Annotated in this window: 17 protein-coding genes; 7 read left to right on the top strand and 10 right to left on the bottom strand. The window is 73.5% G+C overall.

Features of this window, described 5'->3' with window-relative positions; genetic code table 11:
• Nucleotides 1-66 precede the first annotated feature (66 nt).
• The 6 genes from yajC to polA all read right to left on the bottom strand — a co-directional run bounded on the left by yajC (nt 67) and on the right by polA (nt 6,563).
• Nucleotides 67-540 carry a preprotein translocase subunit YajC gene (yajC, locus tag TOK_RS33530; protein WP_098960137.1) on the bottom strand — a complete coding sequence of 158 codons (474 nt, stop codon included), beginning with the start codon at nt 538-540 and terminating at the stop codon, nt 67-69.
• 88 nt (nt 541-628) lie between these two features.
• Nucleotides 629-1,633, bottom strand: coding sequence for a Holliday junction branch migration DNA helicase RuvB (gene ruvB, locus TOK_RS23340; RefSeq protein ID WP_098960197.1), 1,005 nt, complete (start codon nt 1,631-1,633; stop codon nt 629-631).
• A gap of 117 nt (nt 1,634-1,750) precedes the next feature.
• Nucleotides 1,751-2,353: a Holliday junction branch migration protein RuvA gene (ruvA, locus tag TOK_RS23335; RefSeq protein WP_098960136.1), complete on the bottom strand. Its 603-nt coding sequence runs from the start codon at nt 2,351-2,353 to the stop codon at nt 1,751-1,753.
• A complete protein-coding gene (gene ruvC / locus TOK_RS23330; protein WP_172457737.1) occupies nt 2,350-2,919 on the bottom strand; it encodes a crossover junction endodeoxyribonuclease RuvC in 570 nt (189 codons plus the stop codon). Before ruvC ends, ruvA begins: the two co-directional genes overlap by 4 nt.
• A gap of 124 nt (nt 2,920-3,043) precedes the next feature.
• Nucleotides 3,044-3,436 carry a VOC family protein gene (locus tag TOK_RS23325; protein WP_141566514.1) on the bottom strand — a complete coding sequence of 131 codons (393 nt, stop codon included), beginning with the start codon at nt 3,434-3,436 and terminating at the stop codon, nt 3,044-3,046.
• A 325-nt stretch (nt 3,437-3,761) separates the two neighbouring features.
• On the bottom strand, nt 3,762-6,563 hold the full coding sequence (gene polA, locus TOK_RS23320; protein ID WP_253258582.1) for a DNA polymerase I: 2,802 nt from the start codon (nt 6,561-6,563) through the stop codon (nt 3,762-3,764).
• A 338-nt stretch (nt 6,564-6,901) separates the two neighbouring features.
• Here polA and TOK_RS23315 point away from each other — a divergent pair, with 338 nt between their 5' ends.
• The 7 genes from TOK_RS23315 (at nt 6,902) to TOK_RS23285 (ending at nt 13,376) form a co-directional block, all read left to right on the top strand.
• Nucleotides 6,902-7,477, top strand: a complete 576-nt coding sequence (locus TOK_RS23315) for a TerD family protein (RefSeq protein ID WP_098960134.1) — start codon at nt 6,902-6,904, stop codon at nt 7,475-7,477.
• 8 nt (nt 7,478-7,485) lie between these two features.
• Nucleotides 7,486-8,187, top strand: a complete 702-nt coding sequence (locus TOK_RS23310) for a tellurium resistance protein (RefSeq protein WP_098960133.1) — start codon at nt 7,486-7,488, stop codon at nt 8,185-8,187.
• A gap of 145 nt (nt 8,188-8,332) precedes the next feature.
• Nucleotides 8,333-9,520, top strand: a complete 1,188-nt coding sequence (locus TOK_RS23305; protein ID WP_098960132.1) for an HpcH/HpaI aldolase/citrate lyase family protein — start codon at nt 8,333-8,335, stop codon at nt 9,518-9,520.
• A complete protein-coding gene (locus TOK_RS23300; protein ID WP_216362073.1) occupies nt 9,517-10,896 on the top strand; it encodes a phosphoribosyltransferase family protein in 1,380 nt (459 codons plus the stop codon). Before TOK_RS23305 ends, TOK_RS23300 begins: the two co-directional genes overlap by 4 nt.
• Nucleotides 10,896-12,032 carry a cysteine protease StiP family protein gene (locus TOK_RS23295; protein ID WP_253258593.1) on the top strand — a complete coding sequence of 379 codons (1,137 nt, stop codon included), beginning with the start codon at nt 10,896-10,898 and terminating at the stop codon, nt 12,030-12,032. Before TOK_RS23300 ends, TOK_RS23295 begins: the two co-directional genes overlap by 1 nt.
• Complete coding sequence (locus tag TOK_RS23290; RefSeq protein WP_098960130.1) at nt 12,029-12,886, top strand: HAD family hydrolase; 858 nt, start codon at nt 12,029-12,031, stop codon at nt 12,884-12,886. Before TOK_RS23295 ends, TOK_RS23290 begins: the two co-directional genes overlap by 4 nt.
• Before the next feature lie 34 nt (nt 12,887-12,920).
• Nucleotides 12,921-13,376: a tellurite resistance TerB family protein gene (locus tag TOK_RS23285; RefSeq protein WP_098960129.1), complete on the top strand. Its 456-nt coding sequence runs from the start codon at nt 12,921-12,923 to the stop codon at nt 13,374-13,376.
• 71 nt (nt 13,377-13,447) lie between these two features.
• Here TOK_RS23285 and TOK_RS23280 read toward each other — a convergent pair whose 3' ends face one another.
• From TOK_RS23280 to TOK_RS23265, 4 genes are all read right to left on the bottom strand, one after another.
• Complete coding sequence (locus TOK_RS23280) at nt 13,448-14,029, bottom strand: TerD family protein (protein WP_098960128.1); 582 nt, start codon at nt 14,027-14,029, stop codon at nt 13,448-13,450.
• A gap of 71 nt (nt 14,030-14,100) precedes the next feature.
• Complete coding sequence (locus TOK_RS23275) at nt 14,101-15,333, bottom strand: DUF475 domain-containing protein (protein WP_098960127.1); 1,233 nt, start codon at nt 15,331-15,333, stop codon at nt 14,101-14,103.
• A gap of 176 nt (nt 15,334-15,509) precedes the next feature.
• The gene (locus TOK_RS23270; RefSeq protein WP_098960126.1) at nt 15,510-17,639 is read right to left on the bottom strand and encodes a hypothetical protein; all 2,130 of its coding nucleotides are present in this window, start codon (nt 17,637-17,639) and stop codon (nt 15,510-15,512) included.
• Entirely contained in the window at nt 17,632-19,308 is a 1,677-nt protein-coding gene (locus TOK_RS23265; RefSeq protein WP_098960125.1) for an Hsp70 family protein, read from the bottom strand. The genes TOK_RS23270 and TOK_RS23265 overlap by 8 nt, the downstream gene beginning before the upstream one ends.
• Between the last annotated feature and the right edge of the window lie 20 nt (nt 19,309-19,328).

Below are 19,328 nucleotides of genomic sequence, written 5' to 3'. Positions count from 1 at the left end.
GGCACCGACGACCGGGGCCCGGGCGGGCGGCCCGATCGTCTGATCGCGGTGGCCGCCCTCGGGTCGTCAGTTGCGCGAGCCCGGCGTGCCGCCCGTCTGGGCGTCGTCGTCGGTGGCACCGGCGGTGCCGTTGGTGCTGGTTCCGGCGGTGCCGTTGGTGGCGGCGCCACCGGCGGGCGTGGCGTCGGGGCCGGGGTTCTTCTCCAGCGACGGACGGGCCGGCTCGGCCGGGGCCGCCGGAATGGCGTCGTCCCCGGTCAGCTCCGACGCGTCGTCGGGGGTGGTGTCGACCCTGTCGCGGACCGCGGCACGCAGCCACGTCGTCACGACACCGTCGGCGATCTCGAGGTCGATGGTGTCCTCGTAGGAGGAGTCGACGATGGTGCCGCGCAGGCCGGACGTCGTGGTGACGACGTCGCCGACCTCGAGGGCGGCCTGGAGCCGCTGGGTCTCCTGCACCTGTCGGCGCTGCTTGCGACCGGACAGGAAGATCGGGATGAACAGCAGGAGGATGAGCAGGGGAAAGAGCAGCGTTTCCATGATCTTCTGAGATCTCCGTATCTTCGCAGGTCGGCCCGAGTCTGCCAGCACCGCGGATCGCGCGACGCCGGGGTCTCGACCGCCTTGTTCAGAACAACGCCTGGGACGCCTGACCGGTGACGTCCGGAGGAGGAACCATCCCCAGATGGGCCCATGCCGCGGCGGTCGCGACCCGGCCCCGCGGCGTGCGGGCCAGCATGCCTGCGCGCAGAAGATACGGCTCGCAGACCTCCTCGACGGTACCGGGTTCCTCGCCGACCGCCACGGCCAACGTGGAGACCCCCACCGGCCCCCCGCCGAACGACTTGACCAGCGCCGACAGCACCGCCCGGTCGAGCCGGTCGAGGCCGAGCTCGTCGACGTCGTAGACGGCGAGCGCCTCCCGTGCCACCTCGAGGGTGACCGCGCCGTCGGCGCGGACCTCCGCGTAGTCACGCACCCGGCGCAGGAGCCGGTTCGCGATCCGGGGCGTGCCGCGCGACCGGCGGGCGATCTCGACGGCCCCCTCCGGCCGAAGGTCGACCCCGAGAATGACGGCCGCGCGCCGCAGCACGAGCTCCAGCTCGGCGGCGTCGTAGAACTCCATGTGGCCGGTGAAGCCGAACCGGTCGCGCAGCGGTCCGGTCAGTGCGCCGGACCGCGTCGTGGCTCCGACCAGCGTGAACGGCGCGATGTCGAGCGGGATCGACGTCGCCCCTGGTCCCTTGCCGACGACGACGTCGACCCGGAAGTCCTCCATCGCGAGGTAGAGCATCTCCTCGGCGGGCCGGGCGATGCGGTGGATCTCGTCGATGAACAGGACGTCGCCGGGCAGCAGGTTGGACAGCATCGCCGCGAGGTCGCCCGCGCGTTCCAGGGCCGGTCCCGACGTCAGCCGGATCGCCGCGCCCAGCTCGGCGGCCACGATCATCGACAGGCTCGTCTTGCCGAGCCCGGGCGGGCCGGACAGCAGGATGTGGTCGGGTGGTGCGCCGCGGCGGCGCGCCCCCTCCAGGACTAGCTCCAGCTGTTCGCGCACCCGGGGCTGGCCGATGAACTCGTCGAGCCGGCGCGGCCGCAGCGAACCCTCGACGTCGAGGTCCTCCTCGAGCACCTCGGCGGTGAGGTCGCGGTCGTCGACCTCCGGCTCGGCCTCCCGCAGGCCCTCGTCGCTCACGGCGTCACCCACGGGTCACCCACGACCCCGCCCGCGACGCCGCGCTCCCCCGGCTCACGTCCGGCCCAGCTGCGTCAGCGCCGACCGCAGCAGCGTCGACGGGTCGGCGTCGGGTGCACCTGCGAGCACCCCGTCGACCGCGGCCTCGGCGGGCCTCGCGGTGAAGCCCAGCCCGACCAGCGCCTCGACGACCTGGTCGCGGCGGGTGTTCCCGGTGAGCACCGGCGGCGCGTCGCCGTGCGCGACCGGGGTGGGGGCGACGACCTTGTCGCGCAGCTCCACGACCAGCCGTTCCGCGCTCTTGCGGCCGACGCCGGGGATCCGCATCAGCGTCGTGAGGTCGCCCTCGGACAGCGCCCGGCGCAGCGTGTCGGGGTCGAGCACCGCGAGCGTCGCCAGCGCCAGCCGGGGGCCGACGCCGGTGACGGTCTGCAGCAGGACGAACAGCTCCCGCTCGTCGACGTCGGCGAACCCGAAGAGGGTCAGCGAGTCCTCCCTGACCACGAGCAGCGTCGCGAGCCGGGCCTCGTGGCCGCGCCGGAGCCCGGCCAGGGTCGCGGGCGTCGCGAACACGGCGTAGCCGATGCCGTTGCCGGCCTCGACGACCGCGTGGTCGAGGCCGATCGACAGCACCTCGCCGCGCACGCTGGCGATCATCGGGACGCTCCCTTCGCCGCGGCGGCGAGCCGGGCCTTGTGTCGCTTGGCGAGCTCGGCGGACCTGGCCTGCGCCTCGGCCATCCGCGTCTGCATCGGGCCGCGCCAGCAGTGGCAGATGGCCAGTGCGAGCGCGTCGGCGGCGTCGGCGGGCCGGGGCGGGGCGTCGAGGCCCAGCAGCCGGGTCACCATCGTCGTCACCTGGGCCTTGTCGGCGCGGCCCGCGCCGGTGACTGCGGCCTTGACCTCGCTCGGGGTGTGGAACGCGACGGGCAGCCCGGCCCGCGCCGCTGCGAGCGCGACGACCCCGCTGGCCTGGGCGGTGCCCATCACCGTGCGGACGTTGTTCTGGGCGAACACGCGCTCGACCGCGACGACGTCCGGGGCGAACGCGGCGATCCACCGGTCGGCCGCGTCGGCGACGGCGAGCAGGCGCTGCGCGAGCGGTTCGTCAGCGGTGGTGCGGACGACGTCGACAGCGACGAACGCGACCCCCCGGCCCCCGGTCGAGTCGACGACGCCGATACCGCAGCGTGTCAGTCCCGGATCGACGCCGAGCACCCGCACCCGCATCCTCCGATCGCACGAACAGCCGTTCGAGCCCGAAGGCTACCGGCCGCGACCGTCAGGTCCGTGCGGGGCACGCCGGTGCGCCGTCACCCGGTCGGAGGCACCGGGGGGACGGGCCTGCTCACGCGGCCGGGTCGGCCTTGTCGTCGACGAACAGGACGCGGCCCTCCGGGTCGACCACCTGGATGTAGCTGCCGGACGGCTCGTGGGTGGGGCCGTCGACCTCGATGCCGGCAGCACGCAGCGTCTCGGCGGTGGCGAGCAGGTCGTGGCAGGACAGGGTCAGTGTGTAGAGCCGGTCCGGTTCGCGGTGGTAGGCCCGGGCGGGTGTGAGCACGATGCTCGTCTCCGCGTTCGGCAGGGCCACCTCGACCCAGCGCGCCCCGGGCCACAGCGCCCGGTCGACGGTCTTGCAGAAGCCCAGTTTCTCGAAGAACCCGACCATGACGTCCTGGTCCTGCACGGCCAGCATCGCCCCGGAGATGCGTGCGATGACGGGCGGTCCGACGTCCATGACGATCATCCTCCCCGCCGCGGCGGCGGTGCGCACCCTCCCGGCGGGTGAGAGCCGGAGTGCAGGGTCGGGCCCGGCACGTCGGGCCCGGAGATCGGGCATCGGGCATCGGGCTTCGGGCTTCGGGCTTCGGGCTTCGGGCTTCGGGCTTCGGGCATCGCTACGCTGCCGGACCGGCGTCCCTGCCCACCGTGGGAACGGCCGGTCGCCGCGCGCCCCTGGCACCCGATTCGCGCAGGCGCTGGTCGACGCGCTCGGCTGAGCCCGCCGGCCTGCCGCCGCGTGCGGGGGTCACCCGGCGCGGCCGGTGTCCCGGGGTCGGGGGTCAGTGCGCCGCGTCGTCCCAGCTGCGCCCGTAGCCGACCGAGACCTCGAGCGGCACCGACAGTTCGTGGGCCGCTGCCATCTCACGACGGACCAGCGTGTCGACGACGTCGCGCTCGCCCTGCGCGACCTCGAGGACCAGCTCGTCGTGCACCTGCAGCAGCATCCGGCTGCGCAGGCCCTCGGCCTGCAGCGCGGCGTGCGCGCGCAGCATCGCGACCTTGATGATGTCGGCCGCGCTGCCCTGGATCGGGGCGTTGAGCGCCATCCGCTCGGCCATCTCGCGGCGCTGCCGGTTGTCACTGGTCAGGTCGGGCAGGTAGCGACGGCGCCCCAGCATGGTGGCGGTGTAGCCGTCCTTGCGAGCGATGTCGACGATGCTGCGCAGGTAGTCGCGCACGCCGCCGAACGTCTCGAAGTAGTCGTCCATCAACCCGCGCGCCTCCTCGGTGGAGATGCGCAGCTGCCCCGACAGCCCGAACGCCGACAGCCCGTAGGCCAAGCCGTAGTTCATCGCCTTGATCTTGGCGCGCTGCTCGGGCGTGACCGCCGACGCCTCGACGCCGAACACCTTCGACGCGGTCTCGGAGTGGAAGTCGCGCTGGGAGTTGAACGCCTCGATCAGCGCCGCGTCCTCCGACAGGTGGGCCATGATCCGCATCTCGATCTGGCTGTAGTCGGCCGTCATGAGCTGTTCGTAGCCGTCGCCGACGACGAACGTCTCGCGGATCCGGCGCCCCGCGGCGGTGCGGATGGGCACGTTCTGCAGGTTCGGGTCGGTCGAGGACAGCCGGCCCGTGGCCGCGATGGTCTGCGAGTAGGTCGTGTGGATGCGTCCGTCGGCCGCGATCGACTTCAGCAGGCCGTCGACGGTCACCTTGAGCCGGGTCGCGTCCCGGTGCTGGAGCAGGTGCATCAGGAACGGGTGCTCGGTCTGCTCGAACAGGCTCTGCAGCGCATCGGCGTCGGTGGTGTAGCCGGTCTTCGTGCGCTTGGTCTTGGGCATGTTCAGCTCGTCGAACAGGACGACCTGCAGCTGCTTGGGCGAGCCGAGGTTGATCTCCTTGCCGATCACCCCGTAGGCCTCCTGTGCGGCCTGCTGCACCTGGCCCGCGAACTCGGCCTCGAGCGCCTCCAGGTGTGCCCGGTCGACGGCGATGCCGGCCGCCTCCAGGTCGGCGAGCACGAACGCGAGCGGCTGCTCGAGCTCCAGCAGCAGCCGGGTCTGCTCCTTCTCGGCCAGTTCGGCGCCCAGCGCGTCGGCCAGCTCCGAGACCGCCGACGCGGCGACCATCTCGGTGTCGGCGTGCTCGCGGTCGGCCTCCTCCTCGCCGCCGAGCAGCGACAGCTGCCCGTCGGCCGGGGCACCCTCCAGCGCCAGCTCGCGCCGCAGGTACCGCAGGGCGAGGTCGGCCAGGTCGAACGAGCGCTGCCCGGGCCGGGCCAGGTAGGCCGCGAGCGCCGTGTCGCTGGTCAGGCCGCCGAGGGCCCAGCCGCGCCCTCGCAGCGCGTGCAGCACGGCCTTGACGTCGTGCGAGGCCTTCGGAACGGCGGGGTCGGCGAGCCAGTCCCCCAGCGCCGCCTCGTCGTCGGGAGTGAGCCCCCGCACGTCGAGGTAGCCGGCCACCGGGACACCGGCCTGCGCTCCGTCGGCGCGGGCCTCCACGGTCGGCTCCCCCGCGGCCAGCGCGGTGCCGCTGAAGTCGCGCTCGGTGATCCCGCCGGTCACCCCGGAGAAGGCCACCCCGACCCGGCGGCCGTCGCGGGCGTTCTCCTCGAGCCAGGTGCGCACCGATCCGGCCGCGACGACGCTGCCCTGCACGTCGAACCCCGACTCGGCCTCCGGCTCGGCGCTCTGCAGCGTGGAGAACAGCCGCTCGCGCAGCACCCGGAACTCCAGCTCGTCGAACAGCCGGTGCACCGCGTCGCGGTCCCAGGGACGGACCTCGAGATCGTCGGGCGCGCCGTCGAGCGCGACGTCGCGCACCAGCTCGGTGAGCTGCCGGTTGAGCAGCACGTGGGCCAGGTTGGCGCGCAGCGCGTCGCCCGCCTTGCCCTTCACCTCGTCGACCCGGTCGGTCAGCTCGGCGAGCGAGCCGAACTCGCGCACCCACTTGGCCGCCGTCTTCTCCCCGACACCGGGGATCGACGGCAGGTTGTCGCTGGGGTCGCCGCGCAGCGCGGCGAAGTCCGGGTACTGGGCGGGGGTGAGGCCGTAGCGGGTGTCGACCTCCGCCGGGTCGATCCGGCCCAGGTCGGACACGCCGCGCTTGGGGTAGAGGACCGTCACGTTGTCGGTGACCAGCTGGAACGCGTCGCGGTCACCGGTGGTGATGAGCACGTGGAAGCCGACCGCCTCGGCCTGCGTGGTCAGCGTCGCGATGACGTCGTCGGCCTCGTAGCCCTCGACGGCGAACACCGGGATGTTGAGCGCGCCGAGGACCTCCTTGATCAGGTCGACCTGGCCCCGGAAGTCGTCCGGCGTGGACGACCGGTTCGCCTTGTATTCGGCGTAGCGCTCCGACCGGAACGTGCGGCGCGAGACGTCGAACGCCACGGCCAGATGCGTCGGCTGCTCGTCGCGCAGCAGGTTGATCAGCATCGAGGTGAAGCCGTAGACGGCGTTGGTCGTCTGCCCCGTGCCGGTGCGGAAGTTCTCCGCGGGCAGGGCGAAGAACGCCCGGTAGGCGAGCGAGTGCCCGTCGAGCAGCAGCAGCCGCCTGCCCGCGGGGGCGGACGCGGCGGCGGCGGCCTTCGCGGGCGAGGCGGGCTTCTTCGCGGTGGTACCGGTGGCGGGGCTCATCGCGGGCGAGTCTAGGACCGGGCACCGACGATTCCGCCGGGGCGTCCGTACCGACCCGCCCTCTGTTCGGAACCGCACGTCCGTGCCAGGATCGGACACGGCGCGACGACCGCGGCGGACCCGCCCGGCGCGTCGACACCCGCTCCCGGAACCAACCGCCGCGCCCGCACGTTCATCGTGCACGAACCGCCCCGTTCGATCCTGTTCGTCCCGATATGCTCGCCGCCCGTGCGGGGAGGGGACGGTTCACCGGCGGGTCCACGACCCGCTCCGGCACGAGCGACACCAGCCACACCAGCCACACACACAGAGTTCCCACGACAGATTCGGAGCACGACGTGAGCGTCAGCCTCACCAAGGGTGGAAACGTCAGCCTGACCAAGGAGGCCCCGGGCCTCACCAACGTCATCGTCGGCCTCGGCTGGGACGTGCGCACCACCACCGGCACCGAGTTCGACCTCGACGCCTCGGCGATCGTCCTGGGTGCCGACGGCAAGGTCCTGTCCGACAAGCACTTCATCTTCTTCAACAACCTCACCAGCCCGGACAGCTCCGTCGAGCACACCGGCGACAACCTCACCGGTGAGGGCGAGGGCGACGACGAGCAGGTCAAGGTCAACCTCGGGGGCATGGCCGGCGACGTCGACAAGGTCGTCTTCCCGGTCAGCATCTACGACGCCGACGCCCGGTCGCAGAACTTCGGCCAGGTGCGCAACGCCTTCATCCGCGTCGTCAACGCCGCCGACCAGAAGGAGCTCGCCCGCTACGACCTCACCGAGGACGCCTCGACCGAGACCGCGATGGTCTTCGGCGAGCTGTACCGCGCCGGGTCGGACTGGAAGTTCCGGGCGGTCGGCCAGGGCTACGCCTCGGGGCTGTCGGGCATCGCCCGCGACTTCGGCGTCAACGTCTGACGTCCGCCGTGGCGATCGACTACACGAAGCGCCCCGGCAAGGCCTCCGCCCCGGCTCCGGCCGCGGGCGGGGCCTCCGGGGCCGCCGCACCGGTGTCGCTGTCCAAGGTGACGCTGACCAAGTCCGCACCGTCGGTCTCGCTCACCAAGCGGGGCGCGGCGGGCGGCCGGCTGCGGGTCAACCTCCAGTGGAGCACCGGCGCACAGCCGGCCAAGCGCGGCCTGTTCAGCCGCGGCGGGTCCGGGGCGATCGACCTCGACCTCGCGTGCCTGTGGGAGTTCACCGACGGCAGCAAGGGCGTCGTCCAGGCGCTCGGCAACGCCTTCTCCGCGCCCGGCCACGGTGCGCCGATCATCCACCTCGACGGTGACGACCGCTCCGGTTCCGTCGCCGGTGGCGAGAACATGTTCATCGACCTGTCCCGCGTCGCGGAGATCCGCCGCATTCTGGTGTTCACCTTCATTTACGAGGGTGTCCCCAACTGGGCCAGTGCCGATGGGATCGTCACGCTGTGGCCCGCGTCCGGACCGGAGATCGAGGTGCGGCTCGACGAGCCCGACACGCAGGCCCGCACCTGCGTGATCGCCATGCTCGAGAACAGGGGTGGCGACCTCGTCGTCAACCGGGAGATGCGCTACATCCGCGGTGGGCAGTCCGACGTGGACCGCGCCTACGGGTGGGGCATGCAGTGGGCGCGCGGCAGCAAGTGACGTCCGGGGGGTGACGGCCCCCGGCACGCGTCGCCGCTCGCGATGCGGGCAGGGGGCCACACCGTCGTGGCTTCGTCGTCGAGCACGGGTACGGGCCGTCATGAGAGGTCCGGCCAGGACGTCCGATGAGGAAGAGGAAGACCACGTGCGGCACTTCGGGTCCCTGACCGCGGCCGACGCCGCGGCACTGTTCGAGCGCCTCCCGCAGGACTTCGGCCGCAACAGCGGTCCCGACCTGCTGTCGGTGGCGCTCGGCGCGACGCTCTACATGCCCGGCGACCGGCCCGCGCTCGCCGCCGACGTCGCCAAGCAGGCGGCGGCCGGGGTCACCTCGGTCGTCGTCTGTCTGGAGGACGCCATCGCCGACGACCGCGTCGGCGACGCGGAGGCGAACGTCGTGGCCTCGCTGGGTGAGCTGTACCGCGAGGTGACCGCGGACGGGCGCGACCCCGACGCGCCGGGCCTGCCGCTGCTGTTCGTCCGGGTCCGCGAGCCCGGCCAGATCCCGTCGCTGGTCGACCGTCTCGGGCCGGCTGTCGCGGTGCTCGACGGGTTCGTCCTGCCCAAGTTCACCGCCGTCAGCGGGACCCCGTTCCTCACCGCGCTCGACGAGGCCGAACGCCGCTGCGGGCGGATGCTCTGGGCGATGCCGGTGATCGAGTCGGGCGCGGTCCTCTACGCGGAGTCGCGGGTGGACGAGCTCGCCCGGCTGCGTGCCCTGCTGCACCGCGACCGGCACCGCGTCCTCGCCGTCCGGCTCGGCGCGACCGACCTGTGCGCCCTCTACGGGCTGCGGCGCACCGCCGACTTCTCCATCTACGACGTCAAGGTCGTCGCCGACCTGATCGCCGACGTCGTCAACGTCCTCGGCCGCGCCGACGGCACCGGCTTCACGGTGACCGGGCCCGTCTGGGAGTACTACGGGCACGCCGAGCGGCTGTTCAAGCCACAGCTGCGGCGCACCCCGTTCGAGGAGCACGACGAGTCGGAGCTGCGCGGCAACCTCGTCTCGCGCGCCATCGACGGGCTGATCCGCGAGGTGCAGCTCGACCGCGCGAACGGCCTGCAGGGCAAGACCGCGATCCATCCGAGCCACGTGGCGATCGTCAACGCGCTGTCGGTGGTGACGTCGGAGGAGTACCACGACGCGCTCGACGTCGCGGGCACCGACCGCCCCGGCGGGGTGATGGCCTCCGGCAGCGGGGTGCGGATGAACGAGATCCGCCCGCACGCGGCCTGGGCGAAGCGCACCCTGCTGCGCGCCGACGTCTTCGGGGTGTCGGCGTCCGGTGTGTCGGTCGTCGACCTGCTCGCGTCGAGCCTGTCGCGGTGAGCACCACAGCGTCGTCGCCGGCCGCGACGGTCGTCGACCGGACGGGTGTCGTGCTGCGCGACGCCGGCGGCCCTGGCGACGCCGACCCCCGGGTGCTGCTGGGGCTCGCCCTGCGCCGCAACCCCCGCCGTGCCCAGCTTCTCGTCTCCCGGGTCCTGGGCAAGCACGTCCCGACCGACCCGCGCCTGGTCCGCGCCGCCGGCCTGCTGCTGGGTGCGCGGGTGGCCGACGTCCTCGACGACCGTGCCCCGCGGGCCCTGCCCGTCGACCTCCTGCACGCCGCCGTGCGGGGCGGGCGCGACGCGGCGGCAGCCGTCCACGCGGCCGCCGCCCACGCTGTCGGGCAGGCCGGCAGCGGGACCGCCCACGACGTCGCCGTCCTCGGGTTCGCAGAGACGGCCACCGCGCTGGGGCACTGCGTCGCGGAGGCGCTGCACGCCGACTACCTGCACTCGACGCGGCGGCCGGTCGAGGGCATCGCCACCGCGGGCGGCTTCACCGAGGAGCACTCCCACGCCACCGACCACCTGCTGCTCCCAGCCGATGCCGCGTTCCTGACCACGCCACGCCCGCTGGTGCTCGTCGACGACGAGCTGTCGACGGGCCGCACCGCGTTCAACACCATCGCAGCGCTGCACCGGCTCTGCCCGCGGGAGCGCTACGTCCTGGCCGCGCTGGTCGACTCCCGTCCGCACGACAGCGACCTCGTCGCGTCCGTCGCGGCGCTGGGGGCCCGGCTCGACGTCGTGTCACTGGCCCGGGCCGCGATCGTGCTGCCGGCCGATCTCACCGCGCGCGCCGGCGCCCTGCGTGCGGTGATCGACGCGGCACCGGGCACCGGCCCGACGGAGCCGGGGACACCGGCCCGGGACGTGCCACGGGTACGGCTCACCGATCTCGGGTGGCCCGCCGAGACCCCGGACGGCGGACGCCACGGCTTCGGCCCGGCCGAGCACGACCGCCTCGCCGCCGCCCTGCCCGGCCTCGCCGCCTCGCTCGGCGACGCCACCGCACTCGACGGGCGGGTCCTCGTCCTCGGGACCGAGGAGCTGATGGCGTTGCCGCTGCGGATCGCGCAGACACTCGCCGACGCGGGCCACGACATCGCCTTCTCGACGACGACCCGCTCCCCCGCGGTCGTCGTCGACGATCCCGGCTACGCGCTCACCTCCGGCATCACCTTCCCGGCCCACGACGACCCCGCCGACGGCCCCGGCCCCCGCTACGCCTACAACGTCGGTGGCCCCACCGACCCGCGCTGGGACCACGTGCTGGTCGTCGTCGACCCGCCCGCCGACACCGCCGCCCTCGACGCAGGGCTCCTCGCCGCGCTGGCCCCGCGCACACAGGCACTGACCGTGGTGGTGACGCCGTGATGCCTCCCGAACCGTTGCGCGGCAACACTTTCGGCAGCTACCGCGCCGACGAGGTGGGCTGGCTGCTCACCGACCTGTCCGGCGTCGAGCTGGAGGCCCCCACGGAGGAGCGCGAGGAGGCCATCCAGAGCGGGGGCGCGCACTACGCGGAGTCGCTGCCCCAGGAGTTCCAGCCCGACCCCGACTACCTCGCGTTGTACCGCCGCGCGCTCGACGGGTCGGCGCTGCGGCTCGCCCGCGCCGTCGCGACGGTCACCGAGCTCGTCCTCACCGAGCGCGGCCACGACGTCACCCTCGTCTCGCTCGCCCGCGCCGGCACGCCCGTCGGGATCCTGCTGCGACGCTGGGCCGCCCACGCCCACGGCCTCGACCTGCCGCACTACGCCGTGTCGATCGTGCGTGGCCGGGGCATCGACACCGTCGCGCTGGAGTACCTGGCCGCGCACCACGACCCCGCGCGGGTCGTGTTCGTCGACGGCTGGACCGGTAAGGGCGCGATCTCCCGCGAGCTGACGGCCGCCCTCGACGCCCACGCCGCCACGACCGGGGTCCGGTTCGACCCCGACCTCGCGGTGCTGGCCGACCCCGGGCGCTGCGCCCGCACCTACGGCACCCGCGACGACTGGCTCGTCGCGTCGGCCTGCCTGAACTCGACGGTGTCCGGGCTCGTCTCGCGCACCGTGCTCAACCCGGCGCTGCTGCGCCCCGGCGAGTACCACGGCGCGAAGTTCTACCGCGAGCTCGCCGGCGCCGACGTCTCCGCCGACTTCCTCGACACCGTCACCGCCGAGTTCGGCCACGTCGGCGAGGTGTGCGCGCCGGCCGACCGGACCGTCGACGCGGACCGGACGGCCGAGGTCGCCCGCGTCGGGGCCCGCTACGGGGTCGACGACGTCAACCTCGTGAAACCCGGCGTCGGCGAGACCACCCGGGTGCTGCTGCGCCGCGTCCCGTGGCGGGTGCTGGTGCGCGCGGGTGCGCCCGCAGAGGACGTCGCCCACGTCGTGCTGCTGGCGCAGCGCCGCGGCGTCCCGGTCGAGGAGGTGCCCGACCTGCCGTACAACTGCGTCGGGCTCATCCACCCGCGCTTCACCCGGGGCGCCACCGGTGCCGACGGCCTGGCGGTGGCGGGATGAGCCGGCCCGGGGAGGGACGGCCCGTCGTGTGCCTCGACCTCGACCGCACCGTCATCTACTCGGCGGCAGCGCTGGCGCTCGACGGCCCCGACGAGCTCGCGCCCCGGCTGTTGTGCGTCGAGGTGTACCGGGCCGCGCCGCTGTCGTTCATGACCGAGCGGGCCGCGCAGGTCTACGGGCGGCTCACCGGCGAGGCCCACGTCGTGCCGACGACGACGCGCACCCGTGCCCAGCTCGGCCGGGTCCGGCTCCCCGGCCCGCCCGCCCCGTTCGCGGTGGCGGCCAACGGTGGGCACCTGCTCGTCGACGGGGTGCCCGATCCCGGGTGGGCAGCGCTGGTCCGGCGCCGGCTGGCCGACGTCGCCCCGATCGCCGAGGTCCGCACGCACCTCGACCAGGTCGCGGGACCGTTCGTGCGGACGCTGCGCGACGCCGACGAGCTGTTCGCCTACGCCGTCGTCGACCGTGACGCGCTCCCGGCGGGCTGGGTCGACGACCTCGCCGGCTGGTGCGCACCGCGTGGCTGGCGGGTGTCGTTGCAGGGCCGCAAGGTCTACGCCGTCCCGGTGCCGCTCACCAAGTCCGCTGCGGCGCAGGAGGTCCGGGCGCGCTGCGGCGGCGGCACGCTGTTCGCGGCGGGCGACTCGCTGCTCGACACCGACCTGCTCGAGACCGCGGACGTGGCGGTCCGGCCGGCACACGGCGAGCTCGCCGACACCGGCTGGCGACGCCCGCATCTCACCGTCACGACGACCCGCGGGGTGGCTGCAGGCGAGGAGCTGCTCGACATCCTCGTCGGCCAGGTGATTTCCACCCGTTTTTCCGTTTCTGGCAATCTGGGTGCGGGCGCCTGAGCGTCCGCGACATCGAGGGAAGGAAGCCATAGACATGGCGCTGTGGGACCAGCTCAAGGAACGGGCGGCCGATATGTCCGCCAACGCGAAGACCCAGGTGGGGAAGTTCAAGAACAAGGACTTCGCGAACGCGAGCATGGCGATCTGCGCTCTCATCGCGGCGGCCGACGGGACGATCTCGCCCGAGGAGCGGTCGAAGACGGCCGGCTTCATCACGAGCAACGACGTGCTGTCGATCTTCCCGGCCAGCGAGCTGCTGGAGAAGTTCACCTTCTACGCCTCGAAGCTCGAGAAGGACTACGACTTCGGCAAGGTCGAGGCGATCCAGACGATCGCGAAGCTCAAGAGCAAGCAGGACGCCGCCCGCGCCGTGATCCAGGTCGGGATCATCATCGGTGGCGCCGACGGCGACTTCGACGACGACGAGAAGCAGGCCGTCCGCGAGGCCTGCAACGCCGTCGGCATCGCGCCGTCGGAGTTCGACCTGTAACACCCCTCGCTGCTCACGACGACGGCCCGCGCCCTCGATGAGGGACGCGGGCCGTCGTGGTGAGCGCGGGTCTACAGGTGCGCCGCGGTGGCGGGCACGAGGTCCTGCACCGTGCGGCCGCTCGCGACGGCGCCGATCGCCGTCATCGTCCACTCCCCGGAGCCCGCGCGCGACACCTTCGCCATGATCTGGGCGTTGTGCCGGCCCGAGCCACTGAGGTCGTAGCGCGCGAGCTCCTCGCCGGTCGTCTCGTCGACGAGGCGGCAGAACGCGTTCTCGATCTGCGAGAAGTCCTGGCCGGTGAACGAGTTCACCGTGAAGACGATCTGCGTGGTGCCGGGCGAGAGCCGGGTGAGGTCGACGACCACGGACTCGTCGTCGCCGTCACCGTCGCCGGTGAGGTTGTCGCCGGTGTGGCGCACCGAGCCGTCGCGGCTCTGCAGCTGGCGGAACCACACCGCATCGACGAGCCGGCCGGCGCCGTCGAACAGCAGGGCCGACGCGTCGAGGTCGATCGTCTGCGACTTCATGCCGCCGAACAGGCCCTTCTTCTTCACCGCGTCCCAGCCCAGCCCCATCCGCACGACGGTCAGGCTGCCGCCGCCACGCTTGGCCAGTGAGACCTTCTGGCCCTTGGTCATGTTCACGCTCATGCAATGGCTCCGTTCGGTTACGGGGTCATCCGGGACGAACGGGGTGGGGCGGCGTCCGCCGCCCCCACCCGTTACTTGCGGAGCTGTTCGCCCGACGTGCCGGCGACGTCGCCGGACGTCTCGGCGCCGGTCGTGTCGGCAGCCGGCGTGCCAGGGGTGTGGCCGGCCCCGGCCTTCCCGGCGGCAAGCTCGTCGACCGGCCGTTCGGTCTCGGCACCCTCGCGGGCCAGCCTGCGGTTGCGCATCACGCTGGACAGGAACGCCGCGCCGATGAACGCGACGCCGATGAGGCCGGTGACGATCTCGTTGACGTGGTAGCCGATGCCGACCAGCAGGATCACCGACAGCGCACCGATCGCCCAGTGGGCACCGTGCTCGAGGTAGACGTAGTCCTGCAGGGTTCCCTTGCGCACCAGGAACACCGTGAGCGAGCGGACGAACATGGCGCCGATCAGGCCCAGGCCGAGCGCGATGAGGATCGGGTCGGTCGTGACCGCGAAGGCGCCGATGACACCGTCGAACGAGAACGCCGCGTCGAGCACCTCGAGGTAGAGGAACAGGAAGAAGCCGGCCTTGCCGGCCGCCTTCGCGAGGTTCGACGGGCCGCCGGACCCGTTGCGGGACTCCTCCGTGGCCTCCTCGCCGCCCGCGAGGGCGTCGGCGCCGCCCGCCTGGTCGAACAGGTCACCGAGGCCGTTGACCAGCAGGTACGTGACGAGACCCAGCGAGCCTGCGACGAGCACCTTGCCCGGCTCGGCGGCCAGCGTGCTGGCGAGGACGACGAGCGCGCCGATGGCGATGACGATGGACACCCGGTTGAGGGCGCCGATCCTGACCAGCGGCCGCTCAAGCCAGCTGAGCCAGCTGTGCTCGCGCTCCTCGAAGACCCAGTCGAGGAAGAGCATGAACAGGAACATGCCGCCGAAGGCCGCGATCTCCGGGTACGCCTGGTTGAGCAGGTAGGCGTAGCTCGTCGGGTCGGTCTCGGGCCGTTGCTCGAGTGCGAGCTGGAACGCCTCGATCGGCCCCAGGTTCGCCGTGATGCCCACGATGAGCAGCGGGAACACCAGCCGCATACCGAAGACGGCGATCACGATGCCGATCGTCAGGAAGATCCGCTGCCAGAACGGGCTCATCCGCTCCAGCACGGTGGCGTTGACGACCGCGTTGTCGAACGAGAGCGAGATCTCCAGGATGCCGAGGATCGCGCAGAGGATCAGCGCCTCGACACCGCCGTAGAGGAAGGCGACGACCAGCGCGACGACCGTGACCGCGTAGGACCACCCGAAGATTCTGAGATTCATGTCCTCTGCTTCTGTTGCGCTCGTGAGGCCTGCAGGCCCGGCGGGCTCGTGCCGTCACCGATCGCGGCAACGGTATCGCCGGTGATCCGGTCACCGGTGAGCGGAGTCCCGAATCCGGACAACCCACCCGCCAGTGTGCCCGGACCGCTGGTGGAGCGTGGCGGACCCGGTACAGCTCACCCGTCCGAGCAGGCCCGGGGCACGACGTCGCCAGGGGAGGCGCCGTCGACGAGCAGAACGACCTCGTACACCGGAAGGTTCCCGAGCGGGACATTTCCGTCATCGACCGACGTGCCGCGCACCCGGGCCAGGACGCTCCAGCCGCCGTCCGCGCGGCGGCGCCGGACGCGGTACTGCGCATCGGGGTCCCCGGTCCAGCGCACGTGCACGACGCCGCCCGCCCCGCGCTCCGCGTGCACACCGGACGGTTCCGGACGGCCGGTCGCCGGCTGCGTCGCGGTGGGGATGCGCGGGGACCCGTCGGAGCGCACGGGCTCGGAGCCACGGCCGTCACGCAGCGTCGTCACCCGGTAGACGGGCGCCTCGACACCGGGTGGTGCGCCGCCGTCCTCGATCGTCGCGTCGGTGGTCCGGCCGACGACCCGCCACGCCCCCTCGCCCGTGAGCCGCTCCACCTTGTGGGTCACCCCGGCCTCGGTGGACGGCTGCCAGAGCACGAGGACGGCGCCGGCGGCGTCGCGGGCGGCCGACACCCATGCGGGGGCGACGGGCGCCGCTTGCCGCCACAGCGCCTCGGACGCCGCCACGTGGTCGACGCAGGCCTCGAGCACAGCCCTGAGTGCGCGCACCCGGTCCACGGCCGGCGCCGTAGGCACCAGAGCGAACGCACGGTCGGCGGCGGCGACCCGGGCACCGGCCTCGGACGCGGCGTCCGCGGCGGTGCGCCCGCCGGGGCCCGGCACGTCGGAGGCGGTGCGCCGCAACCGGTCGGCCAGCCCGGCGGCCTCCACCCAGCGCCGGGCGGCGCGGGCGGCGTCGAGCACGAGCCAGGTGCGGGCGGCGTCGGCGAGGACGGTCTCGATCTCCGCGGCGAGCGCGCGGGCCTGGGCGCCGGACGCCCCGTCGAGGCCGCGCACGTCGCCGAGCAGCGCCACCGCGGCCCGCGGCCTGCCCCCACGCAGGCTCCGACGGACCTCACGCAGATCGGGACCGGCGGCTCGCGGCGGGACCGGCTCGCGGGGCGGGGCCGGGTCAGGGGCCGGGGCGGGGTCACGGGCCGGAGCGAGGTCACGGGCCGGGGCGGGGTCACGGGCCGGGGCGGGGTCACGGGCCGGAGGGCTCGCGCCGGGCAGCGGTTCCACCTCCGCGCCCAGCTCGGCTGCCAGGCGTGCGACCAGCGCCGCGGCCGACGCCCGGTCCAGACCCGCGTCGACCGCGGCGTCGACGAGATGGGCGTGGTCCTCGGCCACCAACCGGTCCTCGACCAGCACCGCGGCCCGGACCTGCGGGCGGAGGGTGTCGGCGGCGTCGGCCTCCACGGCCGCGAGGTAGCCCCCGATCGCCCGCGGCCCGGCTTCGAGCAGGTCGGCGACGTGCACCAGCAGCTCGTCGACGACGACGCGCAGCCGGTCCGGGGGCAGCTCCCGGGCACGTGCACGCCAGCCCGTGGCACGCTCGGTGACCTCCTCCGGGCCCGCGTCGGTGCCCAGCCCGAGCAGGGCGAGCAGCGTCGGCGGCACGGGCGACCCGGTGAGGCGGCCGAACTCGTCGAGCAGGACCCGGATCTGGCGCCGCTGCTCCGGCCCGACCGCGGCGACGGCCGGCGCCGGAGCGGGCGCCGCGGGCAGCAGCCGGTGCCGGTTCAGCCGCGCCGACACCTCGGCCCGGTCGAGGCCGGCGAGGGCCCCGACGTCGTGCAGCCCGTCGACCTTGTCCTGCGGGACGCCGCCGTGCCGGTCGACGAGGCGGGCGATCGCGGCGTCGAGGAGCTGGTAGCGGGCCGCGTCCCGGCGTTCGCGCACCGCCCTGGCGGCCACTGCCGCGAGCCTGCGCCGCCCCGGGTCACGCAGGTCGGCGCAGCGGACGTCGTGCGTGGCGACCAGCTCCCCGACGAGGACCCGGTACTTGGGGTGATCGCGCTGGCGCTGCCAGAACCCCCACACCTCGTCGATGCGGGCCACGACGGCCGCGTCGTCGAGGGTGCCGGCGGCCGCCGCGTCGACGGGGACGTCGTAGAGCTCGAACGGGTCGGACTCGTCGGGGCCGCCACGCCGCTCGACGGCGGCGAGCACCCGCTTGCGGTAGCCGTTGGGGTCGAACGGGTCGAGCTGCGGACGCTCAGCCACGGCGACGGGCCCGGCCGAGCTGGTCGCGTTCGCGGGCCACCTCGGCCTGCGACAGCGTCGCGCCCGTCGTCGCGGTCAGCTCGAGCGGCATGGCGGCCTCGACGTGGTGGGCGGTGACGTGCAGGATGCCGTCGAACCCCATCTCGAACGTCACCCGGATCTCGCTGCCCTCGTCGTGGCCCGGCGGGATGCCGGTGATCTCGCCCTGGATGAGGATCTTGACGTCCTGGGCGCGCTGGGACTCGGCCTGCCCCTGCTGCTCCACGACGGTGAGCGCGACGACGGCCTGGTCTGCCCGCACGGTGCCGAAGGAGCGGCTGGTGCGCACCGGCAGCCGGTCGTTGCGGTGCACCAGCCACGTGGGTTCCAGGCGCCCGGCATCGCTCACCGCCAGCACCCCGAAACCTCGCGACACCACGGTGTCGACGCGGATCTCCACGGCCCGGCGGACCTGCGCGAGCGGGACGGCGAAGGCGTCGGCGACGCGACGGCAGGCGTCGTCGAGATCGGCGGTGGGAGCGTCCTCGACCGGGTCGCCGTCACGCAGCCGGCCCCGGGTACGCAGGTCGGCCGCCACCATCCGTTCGAGCTCCTTCTTCTCCCCGTACAGCGCGGCGCCGCGGGCGACGGCGAGGTCCGGGTCGTGCAGCAGTGCCTCCAGGCCCAGCTCGGTGCGCAGCGCAGCGGCGACCGACGGCATCCGCGACGACCCGCCGACCAGCAGCACCCGGTCGACCCGGTCGACGCCGCGCCGGGCTGCCTCGGCCAGGCAGGAGCGGGTCAGGTCGACGGTGCGGCGCAACAGGGGTGCGGTCAGCTCGGTGAGCTCCGCCCGGGTCAGCGGCACCGTCACGCGGACGCCGTCGTGCGCGATGACGACGTCGGTCCGTTCGGCCTCGGACAGCTCGTGCTTCGCCCGTTCCGCCGCCAGCACGAGCACCTGCGCGCCGGCGGAGTCGTCGAGAGGGTCCTCGGCGTCCGGTTCGGCCTCGCAGAACCGCCTCGACAGATGCAGCGCGAGCCGCTCGTCCCAGTCGGCGCCGCCGAGCTGGTGGTCGCCCTCCACCGCCAGCACCGAGATTCGCCGGTCGGCCAGCTCGATGACGGTGACGTCGAACGTGCCACCGCCCAGGTCGTAGACGAGGACGGTCTCCCCCGTCCCCTTCGTCGTCGCAACGCTGCCGTCGAGGCGCCCGAAGCCGTAGGACAGCGCCGCGGCGATCGGCTCGGACAGCACGTCGACGACGTCGAGGCCCGCGTACACACCGGCCTGCACGGTCGCGCGCCGTTCTTCGTCGCCGAAGTAGGCGGGCACCGTGATCACGGCCGACGTCGGCTCGGTGCCGTCGGCGAACCGGGCGTCGGCGACGAGGCTCGACAGGATCAGCGACGACACCGCCGGTGCCGACCACGATCTGCCGTGCGCCACGAACCGCCACGCCGCGTCGCCCATGCGGCGCTTCACCATCGCGCAGACGTGCTCCGGGTCGAGGCGGGCCTCGCGCCGAGCGCCCTCCCCGACGACGTACTCGTCGCGGGAGGCGAACAGCACGACCGACGCGGTCGTCGGCTCCCCGGACATCCCGGCGAGGACCGCGGGACTGCCGTCGGGGGCGATGCGGGCGATGGCGGAGTTGGTCGTACCGAGGTCGATCCCGTGGACGGCCACGCCGGGAGCCTAACGATAGG

It is taken from the genome of Pseudonocardia sp. N23, assembly GCF_002583555.1.
GTDB lineage: Bacteria > Actinomycetota > Actinomycetes > Mycobacteriales > Pseudonocardiaceae > Pseudonocardia.
The sequence above is the reverse complement of the archived record's forward strand: the minus strand, read 5'-3'. Positions and strand labels throughout refer to the sequence as shown.